This window comes from Rhizobium sp. N621 (genome assembly GCF_001664325.1).
Classification (GTDB): Bacteria; Pseudomonadota; Alphaproteobacteria; order Rhizobiales; family Rhizobiaceae; genus Rhizobium; species Rhizobium esperanzae.
The window spans coordinates 393,328-406,106 of record NZ_CP013499.1 but is presented as its reverse complement, the minus strand read 5'-3'; the positions used below and the strand labels follow the sequence as shown (position 1 = coordinate 406,106).

Annotated in this window: 9 protein-coding genes; 6 read left to right on the top strand and 3 right to left on the bottom strand. The window is 61.8% G+C overall.

From position 1 onward, the window contains the following. Window positions 1–166: 166 nt before the first annotated feature. Entirely contained in the window at window positions 167–1,318 is a 1,152-nt protein-coding gene (locus AMK00_RS28945) for an ROK family transcriptional regulator (RefSeq protein ID WP_064812682.1), read from the bottom strand. Window positions 1,319–1,487: 169 nt separating this feature from the next. Between AMK00_RS28945 and AMK00_RS28940 the strand changes: the two genes are divergently transcribed. Further along, window positions 1,488–2,519: a helix-turn-helix transcriptional regulator gene (locus AMK00_RS28940; protein ID WP_064812680.1), complete on the top strand. Its 1,032-nt coding sequence runs from the start codon at window positions 1,488–1,490 to the stop codon at window positions 2,517–2,519. Between the two features lie 32 nt (window positions 2,520–2,551). On the opposite strand, the gene AMK00_RS28935 is transcribed toward AMK00_RS28940, so the two are convergent. Next, on the bottom strand, window positions 2,552–3,589 hold the full coding sequence (locus AMK00_RS28935) for a LacI family DNA-binding transcriptional regulator (RefSeq protein ID WP_064812678.1): 1,038 nt from the start codon (window positions 3,587–3,589) through the stop codon (window positions 2,552–2,554). 112 nt (window positions 3,590–3,701) lie between these two features. After that, window positions 3,702–4,334, bottom strand: coding sequence for a TetR/AcrR family transcriptional regulator (locus AMK00_RS28930; RefSeq protein WP_064812676.1), 633 nt, complete (start codon window positions 4,332–4,334; stop codon window positions 3,702–3,704). 109 nt (window positions 4,335–4,443) lie between these two features. Between AMK00_RS28930 and AMK00_RS28925 the strand changes: the two genes are divergently transcribed. The 5 genes from AMK00_RS28925 to AMK00_RS28905 all read left to right on the top strand — a co-directional run bounded on the left by AMK00_RS28925 (window position 4,444) and on the right by AMK00_RS28905 (window position 12,669). Continuing rightward, the gene (locus AMK00_RS28925; protein ID WP_064812674.1) at window positions 4,444–5,517 is read left to right on the top strand and encodes an efflux RND transporter periplasmic adaptor subunit; all 1,074 of its coding nucleotides are present in this window, start codon (window positions 4,444–4,446) and stop codon (window positions 5,515–5,517) included. Beyond that, window positions 5,514–6,599 carry an efflux RND transporter periplasmic adaptor subunit gene (locus AMK00_RS28920; protein ID WP_064812672.1) on the top strand — a complete coding sequence of 362 codons (1,086 nt, stop codon included), beginning with the start codon at window positions 5,514–5,516 and terminating at the stop codon, window positions 6,597–6,599. Before AMK00_RS28925 ends, AMK00_RS28920 begins: the two co-directional genes overlap by 4 nt. Then, window positions 6,596–9,667 (top strand): efflux RND transporter permease subunit, encoded by a 3,072-nt coding sequence (locus AMK00_RS28915; protein ID WP_064812670.1) that lies wholly within the window; start codon window positions 6,596–6,598, stop codon window positions 9,665–9,667. Before AMK00_RS28920 ends, AMK00_RS28915 begins: the two co-directional genes overlap by 4 nt. A gap of 184 nt (window positions 9,668–9,851) precedes the next feature. Further along, entirely contained in the window at window positions 9,852–11,003 is a 1,152-nt protein-coding gene (locus AMK00_RS28910; protein ID WP_189637650.1) for an alpha/beta hydrolase, read from the top strand. A gap of 214 nt (window positions 11,004–11,217) precedes the next feature. Beyond that, complete coding sequence (locus tag AMK00_RS28905; RefSeq protein ID WP_064812668.1) at window positions 11,218–12,669, top strand: NCS1 family nucleobase:cation symporter-1; 1,452 nt, start codon at window positions 11,218–11,220, stop codon at window positions 12,667–12,669. Window positions 12,670–12,779: the final 110 nt, after the last annotated feature.

Below are 12,779 nucleotides of genomic sequence, written 5' to 3'. Positions count from 1 at the left end.
CCTGCGGTGCGCTTCAGTCCTTTCAGAGCAATTCCAGGAAATGTGTGAAGCGGTTTTCCGTCCGGAATTGCGTAAAAACAAAAACTTGGAACGGTTCAGCGCTTCCATGAAAAGCTGAGCCGCTCTATGGGGGAAGTCGCGCGGGGCTTGGCCGCCTGAGCCGTCATCACAAAACAGTTTCGAATAGCGGGATCAAGGCCGCGCCGATCGCGCCGGGGGCGTCGATGATCTTCGCCACGGCCAAGCCCGGAACGTCGCGCAATGCGCCATGCCGAGGCAGATTGTTGAATTCGGTGCGTTCGATCAGCATTCTCGCAAGTGAACGTGGAAGCTCGCCGCCAAGCACGATCAATGCCGGGTCGAAGATCGCGCAGATCGCATTGATGGCTCTGTTGTGGGCCGGAGTGACGCGGTCGATCCATTCCTCGACACCATCCCACTCCACCAGATTTTCGTTCTTCAGGTCCTTCAGCGTCAGCCCCACGCGCCCCTTGGCGCGAAGATGTTCGAGCAATTGGTTGAGTGCGGGACGATCGTCGTAATCCTGCCGTCCGAAGAGAACCGAGAATTCCCCGGCATTTCCGAAACTGCCGCGAAAGGGCATGCCTCCGGAAACCAGGCCGCCGCCATAACCATGAAGATGGGCGATATAGGCAAAATCGGCGACGTCACGGCCGACGCCGAAAATTGCTTCAGCCAAGGCGGCGGTCCTGGCGACGTTGTCAGCCCAGACCGGCAGGCCAAGTCGCTGTCCCAGCTCGGGCGCCAGGTCGATCAGCGACCAATGGGCCAGCGGCAAGGGGCAATTGAAAGCTGTCTCCAGCATCCGATGGCCGGCGACTGCCAGGCCGACGCCGAGGATATCGCTTCGCTTGGCTCCGCGGCGGGCGAGGATATCTTCGACCGCCGCTTCGATCCGGTCCATCTCCAGAGGCAAGGAAGCGCCGGCCTGGGGAATTTCCATATTGTCCAACGGTTCGCCGAAGCCCATGAGGCAAAGGCCGATAGAGCCGACATTGACGGAGATGCCGAGCGTCAGACACCACTCCTTCCGGAGTGTCAGCTCCGGGCTGGGCGGACCGGCCCGCCGGTTTTCCGACTGGGAAAAGGCGACCATCCCCCGATCGTGAAGCCGCCCGACGATCCTGTGCAGTGATTGCTGGGTGAGATCGAGCGGTTCCGTGAGATCGGATCGCTCGATGCCGGGCGACTTCCAGATCAATCGCAAGAGGTCGCGTTCGTTGCGAGAGGCCACTCTCGCGGGCTGCGTGTCTCGCAAAAAATGTGGGGCGACGTGGTCCAGCGGATCGTACTTCATTTTCCGAACATATTGATTTACACTGTAAGTGTGAAGCAGGTGGATGGGACGCTTTGCTTCTGCAGGGCAACGAAGTCATCCGTGGTTTTGCAGTCCTGCTTAACGCATCAAGATTGGCCAGGCCAGTTGCGATGACGTCTCAAGCGGCAGGGGAAAAGAAGCGAGCGGCATGGATTCACTAAGAGCGGAGAAATTGGCCTGCATTGCCGAGCATGAGGGCTACGGTTTTGAGCCCACGCATGAAGGCGCCAGCTTCGAATCAATGGTTCAGGCGTTTTCGGCCGGTTATGGGGCTTTCGCCGCACAGCCATTGAAGAATGGCCGAAAATTCGCCTGGGCCGCGGATTTGAGAAGGACCGAGGCGCTCACGGTGCTTCACTCCGTGTATCAGAGTTCCTGGACAATCCGGACGCTTGATGAGACTCCGCAGCATCTCGCATTTTTCATGCCGCACACCGGATCTTTTCGACTGTCGATAGGGAAGAGAACGGTCGAAAGCGGCGCCGGTCACCTGCTTATGGCCAACAACCACGAAGCCGGCGATCGTGTGGTCCAGGGGGGGCCGCATCGTTCGGACGTCCTCTTCCTGGACTGGAAGGTTGTGAAAAGGGTGCTCGCCTCGCTGGTGGAAAAGCCCCTCTCGGAGTCGTTCGACCTCGACCCCATCCTTGATCGAATGACGCAGTCAGGCCAGCTTATCGGCAATCTGCTTCAGACGATCGTGCAGGGCGTGCGCGGCGACGGTCCGCTGCTATCTTCGCCTCTTGCCGCAGCCGCGATCAGCGAAACCCTCGCTCACCTCGTGATCCGATTTGGCCGGCATCGTTTTTCCAATCATCTCGAAAAACAGAAAGTATCGCTGATTGCTCCCTGGCACGTCCGGCGGGCCATCGACTACATGCATGCCAATATCGCGGAACCTCTCACCATGACGATGGTGGCCGACGGTGTCGGCGTTTCCCTTCGTGCATTGCAAACGGGCTTCAAGGCCTTCAGGGGCACGTCGCCGGCAGGGTACCTCCGCACGATCCGGCTGCAGGCGGCCCGCGAGCAACTGCGGGATCCGACCAACCAGCAATCCGTCCGTGAAATCTGTGCGATATGGGGTTTTGCGCACGCGGGGAGGTTCTCCATCATCTACCGCAGCACCTTTGGAGAGAGCCCGCGCGATACGCGGCTGCGGGCCGAGCGCCTGCGCTGAAGTAAGCCTGGAGAAGCTGCTCTTTCGGCCGTTCAGCGCGGCGGCGCGATGCTGCCGCGCAGGACGAGATGACAGCCGAGTTCCAGGCGATGAGCCGGCCGCTGCGGATCATTGGCGATCAGCCGCTGTTCGATGAGCGCGAGCGCTGCCGCGCCGAGACGGTCGGTCGGCACGCTCACGGTGGACAGCGGCGGGCGGCTGAACTCGCCGGGAACGATGTCGTCGAAGCCGAGCACGGATATTGCGTCGGGAACGCGTATATCGCGATCGGCCAATGCCTTCAGGCAGCCGAGCGCCAGATTGTCGGCCGCGCAGAAGACGGCGGTGGCGCCTTTCAGCGTGGGGTCACGATGGAGCAGCGCGTTGATGGCCGCTTCGCCATGCCGAGGCTCATATCCCTCCGCCTCGATGATCATATCCTTCGGCACGGGAAGCTGTGCGGCGAAATAGGCATCGGAAAAACCGTCATACCGGCGCTGGATGGTCGTGCGGCCCTTCCACGTCAGATGCAGGATCCGGCGGTGGCCAAGCGCCAGGAGGTGCTCGATTCCGAGCCGTGCGCCGAAGCGGTTTTCAGGTGTCACCGTATCGACCAGCATGGCGGGATCCTCGCCGTTGACGATGACGACGGGCATATCCGCCGAGGCGAGGCTGCGGATGAGTTCGGGCTGATCGTCATTCAGCACCACGATGCCATCAGCGCGTTCTGATATCGCGATCTGCCTGACCTCGGCGCCGTCGATCCGCCGGCCGCTGCTGACGTAGGGCACGATGCGGATGCCGCGGCGCTCGCATTCCCTGCGAAGACCGTTGAGAATCGTCCAGCTCACCAGATTGAGATCGCTCTCCGGCGCGGCATCGTCAGGAATGGCGAGAAGTAGAACGTGCAAGGCGGCGATCGTCGCCTTCTTTCTCCGTCGGTCGAGATAACCGAGACGTTTTGCCGAATCCAGAACTCTTTCTCGCACCTCGATCGTCAGCGGCGCAGTTCCGTTCAGGGCGTGCGAGGCCGTGCTCAGCGACACTTCGGCATCGCGTGCGACATCCTTGAGATTGACTTTACGTTCCACTTTTTCCGCCAGGAATTCAGATCGTACCTTCGAAGCATAAGCTAACTCGATGTTTTCACATAAAGACTTTAGAAAAGCTATGTGCTTGCGTTGATATTTTCGTCATGCGCAATCAGCGATGTTCGGCAAGCAGCCCGTTGAACAGCAGGTCGAAATAGGCCCGCATGAAGGCGTCCTTGCTGGGCGTCGGCACGCGGCGATCGTCGAAGATCAGCCGCAGAACCGTCGTCGTCAGAATCGGCGCGACGACGAGGTCGGAGAATTCGACAGGAATTTTGCGAAATTCCCCTGACGCAACGCCTTCCTCGATGAGAGCGTCGATCCTGGCGATAATCGGCGCTATGAATTCATCGTGGTGGCGATCGATCAGGTCGGGGAAGCGCTGTCCTTCCGAAATGACCAGCCGCGTCAATTCGCGGGTTGTGCGATCCTCCGCGATTTGGTCGTAAAGTAGACCGAGAATGGACATCAGCCTGTCGGTGGCGCTGCCGCTGAGGCCAGCGGTGATTTCAAGCAGTTCCTGAAAGGGGACCGAGAAGTGACTGATCATGGCTTCGAAGAGCTTTTCCTTCGTCTCGAAGTAGACGTAGACCGTGCCCTTGGTGACGCCGACCCTGTCTGCGATGTCGTCGACTCGGGCGCCGGCGAATCCGTTTCTGACGAATTCCTCGAAGGCGGCATCCAGGATCTGGATGGGCCGCAACGCCTTCTGTTCCGCGCGTGTGAGTTTCTTCTGAGTTGCCATTCGTGTCTCGCCTCCCTTGTTTTGTACCGTCGCCCCTATGGCAAAAGTTTCATTGACTAATCCGTCAGTCAATTATATAGCAGCTGCCGTTGAGAGCAAGAGGTCAACTATGAGAACCATTCTGGTCGCCACAGCGATCGTATGCACGATCGGTCTCGTCTCCTGCAGCGAGCCGGGCGGGCCGAGCGAACCTGCGGCGCGGCAGGTCGGCGTCGTCGTCGCCAGGTCTGAGCCGCTGAGTGATGGCGGCGCGTTGACGGGAGAGGTCCGCGCCCGTGTTCAGACCGATCTGTCCTTCCGCGTCAGTGGTAAGATCGTCGAACGGCTGGTCGAGGTCGGGCAGTCGGTAAAGGCGGGGCAGCTGCTGGCGCGCATCGATCCGGAAGAGCAGAAGGCCGACCTGGATGTGGCCGCCGCCAATCTCCAGTCCGCCGAGGCGCAGCAGACCCAGGCGCAGCTTGCCTTCGACCGCCAGCAGGGCCTGTTTCGAACCCAGGTGACGACGCGCGCCGCGCTCGACCAGGCGCAGGAGGCGCTTCTGACGGCGCAGGCATCGACCAAGTCGGCGCAGGCGCTCTTCGAAACAGCGCAGGACACCCTCTCCTATACCCAGCTGAAGGCCGATGCCGATGGGGTGATCACCGCCCGCAATGCCGAGGTCGGGCAGGTGGCGCAGGCGGCTCAGGTCGTCTTCACCCTTGCCCATGATGGCGACCGGGATGCCGTCTTCGAAGTGGTCGAGAGCGCGTTCCTCCGCCCGATCGACGGCGACGGCACAGTGGCCCTTCTGTCGGACCCCTCGCAGAAGATCACGGCGAAGGTGCGCGAGATTTCGCCGACGATCGATTCTTCCACCGGCACCATCAGGGTCAAGGTTGCGTTGTCGAGCGATGCTCCCATTCCACTCGGCGCTCCCGTCGTCGGAAAGTTCAGCTACGTTCCGCAGGACGTCATCCAGCTGCCCTGGTCGGCAATGACCTCCAAGGGGGGTAAGCCGGCAGTCTGGATCGTCGATCCCGCATCCTCTGCGGTTTCGGTAAGGGCGATCGACGTCGCCGGCTACGAGACCGGCAGCTTCGTCGTCAAGTCGGGCGTGTCGGCAGGGGACGTCGTGGTGACCGACGGCACCAAATTCCTCCGGCCCGGCGAAATCGTGTCTTATGTCAAGGAAGCATCCAAGTGAGCATTCGTCCCAAGATAATCGCACTGATGATGGGTACGGCCCTGATCTCCTCCTGCACGAGGCAGGAGGAAAGCACTGGTGAAGCGCCCCGTCCCGTGCTGTCGATGACGGTCAAGCAGACGCCCGCGACCAGCCTCGGCCTGACCGGCACGATCGAGCCGACGATCGAGACCGAGCTCGGCTTCCGAATCCTCGGGCGGATGATTGCCCGCAACGTCAATGTCGGTGATGTCGTCAAGAAGGGTGATGTCGTTGCCGCCATCGATCCGCTGGCGCTGGAGCTTGCCGTGCGCAGCGCCCAGTCGGATGTCGAGAACAGCGACGCCCAGCTCCGAAACGCGGTGACGACGGAACAGCGCCAGCGCGCGCTGGTGGAATCGCGCTCCGGAACGGAAGCCTCGCTCGAAGAGGCCGAACAGGCGAGACGGACGGCCGCAGCCGCCGTCGCCAAAGCGCAGGCCAATCTCGACAAGGCCAGGGAGCAGCTCGGTTACGCGCAGCTTCAGGCGGAATTCGATGGCGTCGTGACGGCAACCTCGGCCGAGGTCGGCCAGGTCGTGTCGGCCGGCCAGACGGTCGTCACGATAGCCCGGCCGGACAAGCGTGACGCCGTTGTCGACGTGCCCCAGGCCGCGGCCCAGAAACTGAAGATCGGCGCGCCCTTCGAAGTGACGCTGCAGCTCGAGCCTTCGATCCGCACGACGGGCGTCGTGCGCGAGATCGCACCGGAGGCCGAGACCGCCACCCGCACGAGCAGGACCAAGATCGCGCTCGCCGATCCGCCTGAAGCCTTCAGGCTCGGCGCGGTCATCACAGCCTCCGCAACCATCGCTGCCGATCCCGAGATCGTGCTGCCTTCCTCGGCGATACTTGCCGGCACCGACGGCGCCAGCGTCTGGATCGTCGATGTAGCAGGCAAGAAGGTCTCGCGCCGCCATGTGAAGATCGACGGCGACGTCGTCGATGGCGGCACCGTCCGCGTCACCGATGGGCTCGCTCCCGGAGAGCGGGTGGTCGTGGCGGGCGTGCATAAACTTGAAGATGGCCAGGCCATCAGGATCGACCAGGAGGTCAGCCAGTGAAGTCCTTCAATCTTTCCGACTGGGCGCTCGAACACCGTTCGCTCGTCTGGTACTTCATGATCGTTTTCATTCTCGCCGGCGCCTTCTCCTATCTGAACCTCGGCCGCGAGGAAGATCCGAACTTCACCATCAAGACCATGGTGATCACCGCGCAATGGCCCGGCGCCTCCGCCGAGGAAGTGACGCGGCAGGTGACCGACAGGATCGAGAAGAAGCTCCAGGAACTTGAATCGCTCGATTATACCAAGAGCCAGACCGTCGCCGGCCAGACCACCGTCTTCGTCGAGCTGCTGCCGACGACCAAGGCTAGGGATGTCGCGCCGACCTGGCTGCGCATCCGCAACATGATCGCCGACATCAAGGGCGACTTCCCGAGCGGGGTCGTCGGTCCCTTCTTCAATGACCGCTTCGGCGACGTATTCGGCAACATCTACGCCTTCACCAGCGACGGGCTGACCCAGCGCCAGCTTCGCGATCTCGTTGAAAATGCCCGCTCCGAAGTTCTGACGGTGCCGAATGTCGGCAAGGTCGATGTGATCGGCGCCCAGGACGAGGCAATCTATCTCGAATTCTCCACGCGCCAGATCGCAGCGCTCGGCATCGACCAGCAGTCGGTCATCCAGACGCTGCAGGCCCAGAACGCCGTCACCCAGTCCGGCTTCGTCGATGCCGGTCCGGAGCGCATCGCCTTGCGGGTGAGCGGGCAGTTCACCTCCGAGGAAAGCCTGCGATCGATCAACCTTCGCATCAACGACCGCTTCTTCCCGTTGACCGATGTCGCCACGATTAAGCGCGGTTACGTCGATCCGCCCTCGGCGCTGTTCCGCTTCAACGGTGAGCCCGCGATCGGGCTTGCCATCGGCATGAAGCAGGGCGCCAACCTGCTCGAGTTCGGCGAGGCGCTCGACGCGCGGATGAAACAGGTCGTCGCCGATCTGCCGATCGGCGTGGATGTCCACCGCGTTTCCGATCAGCCGGCCGTCGTCGACGAAGCTGTTTCGGGCTTTACCCGCGCGCTCTTTGAAGCGATCGTCATCGTCCTGGTCATCAGCTTCATCAGCCTCGGTGCCCGCGCCGGCATGGTGGTGGCAATCTCCATTCCTCTCGTGCTCGCCATCACCTTCGTGGTGATGGAATATTCCGGCATTTCGCTTCAGCGTATCTCGCTCGGCGCGCTTATCATTGCGCTGGGCCTGCTCGTCGACGATGCCATGATCGCGGTCGAGATGATGGTCGCCCGTCTGGAGGCGGGCGACGATCTGAGAAAAGCCGCTACCCACGTCTATACATCGACGGCTTTCCCGATGTTGACCGGGACGCTCGTCACCGTCGCGGGCTTCATTCCGGTTGGCCTCAACAGCAGCGCCGCCGGCGAATTCACCTTTACGCTTTTTGTGGTCATCGCGGTTTCGCTGGTTGTTTCCTGGATCGTCGCCGTGTTGTTCACGCCGCTTCTCGGCGTCACCATCCTGCCGAAGACCATGAAGTCGCATCACGAGAAGAAGGGACGGTTCGCCTCCGTGTTCTCCTGGCTTTTGGGGCTGGCGATGCGCTGGCGTTGGGTCACCATCGTGCTGACGGTCGGCGTCTTCGCTCTTTCGGTCGGCGGCATGGGGCTGGTGCAGCAGCAGTTCTTTCCGAACTCGGACAGAACCGAGCTCGTGATCGACTGGAACCTGCCCCACAACAGCTCGATTGCCGAGACCAACAGGCAGATGGCCAAGTTCGAAAAGGAGATGCTGGCCGATAACAAGGATATCGATCACTGGACGACCTATGTCGGCCAGGGCGCGCCGCGCTTCATCCTGTCCTTCGATGTGCAGACGCCCGATGTCACCTTCGGACAGACCATCATCGTCACCAAAGGCCTCGACGTGCGCGACAAGGTGCGGGCGGAGCTGCAGGATTATCTGACGAAGACCTTCCCGGGCACCGACGCCTTCGTGAAGCTTCTCGATATCGGCCCGCCGGTGGGCAAACCGGTCCAGTACCGGATCAGCGGTCCGGATATTCAGAAGGTACGCGATATCTCCCAGCAATTTGCGGGCGTTGTCGGCACCCATCCGCTGTTGTCGAACATGGTCTTGGACTGGAACGAGCCCTCCCGCGTTGTGAAGGTCGACGTCCTGCAGGACAAGGCGCGCCAGCTCGGCGTTTCCTCCGAGGACATCGCAACCGCGCTCAATGGCATCGTCGAAGGTTCGACGGCAACGCAGATTCGCGATGATATCTACCTGGTCAACGTCGTCGGGCGAGCCAGGGCATCCGAGCGCGACTCCATCCAGACCCTTCAGAATCTGCAGCTCTCCACCTCCAACGGCAAAGTCGTGCCTTTGTCGGCCGTCGCGAATTTCCGTTACGAGCTCGAGCAGCCGACGATCTGGCGTCGCGACCGGCAGCCCACGATCACGCTCAAGGCAGCCGTCATCGGTTCGACACAGCCGGCCACGATCGTCGATCAGCTGAAGCCGAAGGTCGAGGAGTTTCAGAAGAACCTTCCCGTCGGATACAAGGTGGAAATCGGCGGCGCCGTCGAATCCAGCGCCGAGGCGCAGGGGCCGATCGCGGCCGTGGCTCCGCTGATGCTGTTTACGATGGCGACGATCCTGATGATCCAGTTGCAGAGCTTCAGCCGCCTGTTCCTGGTCTTTGCGGTGGCGCCGACGGCTCTGATCGGCGTGGTTACGGCGCTCTTGCTCAGCAATGCGCCCATGGGCTTCGTCGCCATCCTCGGCGTGCTGGCGCTGATCGGCATCCTGATCCGCAACTCGGTCATCCTGGTCGTGCAGATCGAGCATCTGCGCGCCGAAGGGGTCGCGCCATGGCAGGCGGTCATCGAGGCGACCGAACACCGCATGCGGCCGATCATGCTGACGGCGGCGGCGGCAACCCTCGCGCTGATCCCGATCTCGCGCGAGATCTTCTGGGGGCCGATGGCCTACGCCATGATGGGCGGCATCGTTATCGGAACCGCGCTCACCCTGCTGTTCCTGCCGGCGCTCTACGTCGCATGGTTCAGAATCCCGAGGGAGGAGGCTGTCCGGGCCGAAGCCACCGCGGAGGCATGAGGTGAGGCTTCGACGGCCATCGCCTACGCCCGCCGCGGCGGCGGCTGCAACACGGGCCGCGACGAAATGGGTGGGATGGCACGGGCGATGCCGTCCCACGCCGGGCGGGAACGGCATGGCGAATGATGACGTGGACAGAGCCACACGCCGGAGAGCGTCTGGCCTTGAGGGAAACGGATCGATAATGCAGCGACAATTCCGAGACCTGCCAAAGGCAATGCCGGCGATCATCGTCGCCATCGGCCTGGCGATGCTTGCGGGCTGTGCCACGCGGCCATCGCCTGAAGTTTTGACGCCTGTTCATCTCAGCGAGCCGCCCCGTTCGGAAACGGCTCCAGACAGGGTGAGGGTGCTCGTCGCGACCAACAGAACCCCCGATCGCGTGAGGGGCGGGTTCGACAGCACATGGGCCGAGAAGCTGACCTATGAACAATATGCGTTTTCGGTTCCTCCCGGCAGGAAGGATACCGCGATCACCTATCCCAAGGCAAAGCCGGATCCGGAGCGGCAATTTGCCGTCGTCGAGCGCAGGCAGCTGCCGAGGGATGCTTTCGTGCAGCAGGCGCTCGCCGCCGTGCAGCCCGACGGCACTGTCGGCATCTTCGTCCATGGCTACAACTACAGTTACCAGGAAGCGCTTTACCGCACCGCCCAGATCGCCGCCGATGCGAAGATCCCGGGCGCTCCGATCCTGTTTTCCTGGCCTTCGGCGGCATCCGTCGCCGGATATGTCGCCGATCGCGACGCTGCGCTTTCCTCGCGCAGCGAACTCGATTCCCTCGTCACATCGCTCTCGGCATCGGGCAAGGTGAAGCGCATCATCCTGTTCGGGCACAGCATGGGCGGGTTCCTGGTGATGGAAACGGTGCGAGAGCTCAAACTGCAGCATCGCGACGCCGTCATCGGCAAGCTGGCGGTGGTGCTCGCCGCTCCTGACATCGACGTCGATGTCTTCCGGTCGCAGCTGAAGGACATCGGTCCAATGCCGAATCCGATCTCTCTTCTGGTTTCCAAGGACGACCGGGCGCTTGTGGCCTCAAGCTTCATCGCCGGCGAACGGGCGCGCGTCGGCCGCCTCGATATCGACGATCCTGTCATCCAGGAGGCGGCCTTGCAGGCGAGGCTGCGGGTCATCGACATTACCTCGATCAAGACCTCCGATGGGTTGGGCCACGACCGCTATGCATCGCTCGCGAAGTTCGGCGCCCAGCTTGCTTCCTTCGAGAGCGGCGGCCGGTCGACCGCCGGCGACGTCGGCGCCTTCGTCTTCGATGCCGCAGGCGCTGCAGTCGCAAGCCCGTTTCGCCTGGCGGGATATGTCGTTCGCTCGCAATAGAGCGGTTTTGAATTTACGCAATTCCCGGCAAAAGCGCTTCGCGCTCTGCCTGGGAAAACCGCTCGCACTTTTTCTGGAATTGCTCCAGGTCGGGAGCCTGTCCATTCTGATCATCAGGATTGTGTACAATATGACTATTAAATTGTCAGATGCCTAAATGAAGCGCAAACTTCCATCGTGGCCGAGTCGGCCACTGGGGATATGGGAGGGCATTATGAGCATTCAAAATCCGTCTCCCTCGTTGTACAACGAGGATCTTGCGCCCGCGGAGGAGCGTAAGTGGGGTGCATTCAGCATCTTCAACGTCTGGACGTCGGACGTCCATAGTCTCTGGGGCTATTATCTGGCGGCAAGCCTGTTTCTGCTCTGCGGCAGCTTCGTGAACTTTGTCATCGCTATCGGCATCGGCTCTCTCGTCATCTTCTTCCTGATGAGCCTAGTCGGAAATGCCGGCGTGCGCACCGGTGTCCCCTTTCCGGTTCTGGCGCGCGCCTCCTTCGGCACCTTCGGCGCCAACGCTCCGGCGCTGGTCCGAGCGGTGGTCGCCTGCTTCTGGTACGGGGCGCAGACCGCCGCCGCATCCGGCGCGATCGTTGCCTTGTTGATCCGCAACGAGAGCCTGCTCGCCTTCCATCAGAACAGCCACATGCTCGGCCATTCGACCCTCGAGCTTATTTGCTACGTCATCGTCTGGGCGCTGCAGCTGCTGATCATTCAGCGCGGCATGGAAACGGTCCGCAAGTTCCAGGATTGGGCGGGTCCCGCCGTCTGGATCATGATGCTGATCCTCGCGGTCTATCTCGTCACCAAATCCGGCACCTTCTCATTCGGTTCCGAAATCCCGCGCGACGTGCTGATCGAAAGGACCAAGGATGCCGGCGTGCCGGGCGAGCCCGGCTCCATTGCCGCACTTGCCGCCGTGGCCGCCACCTGGATCACCTATTTCGCCGCGCTCTACCTGAACTTCTGCGATTTCTCGCGTTACGCAACGAGCGAAAAGGCGCTGCGGAAGGGCAATCTCTGGGGCTTGCCGATCAACCTCCTGGCATTCTGCCTCGTCGCCGGTGTCACGACCACGGCCGCCTTCACCGTATACGGCGAGGTCCTGCTGCATCCGGAAATGATCTCGGCGAAATTCGACAGCTGGTTCCTGGCGTTGCTGGCGGCGCTGACATTTGCGGTGGCAACGCTCGGCATCAACGTCGTGGCGAATTTCGTTTCGCCGGCCTTCGACTTTGCCAATGTCTTCCCGCGCCAGATCAACTTCAAGCGCGGCGGATATATCGCCGCCCTGATTGCCCTCGTGCTCTATCCGTTTGCTCCCTGGGAGACGGGTGCGGCGCACTTCGTCAACTTCATCGGTTCGACGATGGGGCCGATCTTCGGCATCATGATGGTCGACTATTATCTCATCCGGAAGAGCCAGCTGAACGTCGAGGCGCTCTACCAGGAGAATGGCGAGTTCCGGTTCCAGAACGGCTGGCACGGCAATGCCTTCATCGCCTTTGCGGTCGGTGCGCTGTTCTCCTCGATCCTGCCGACCTTCACCTCCATCCTGCCGGACTGGTGGGGCACCTATGGCTGGTTTTTCGGCGTCGCCATCGGCGGGGCGATCTATTTCGTGCTAAGAATGGGCGCGCGGCGCAATCCGGCCTTCGCCTCATGACGAAACAAAGGCGCCTGGCCATCGCCGGGCGCCTTCATGTTCCATTTTCATAAGCTGCCGCCCCGGGAGCGCGCGACTATACGCTCAACAGACTGACCGGCTACATCGAT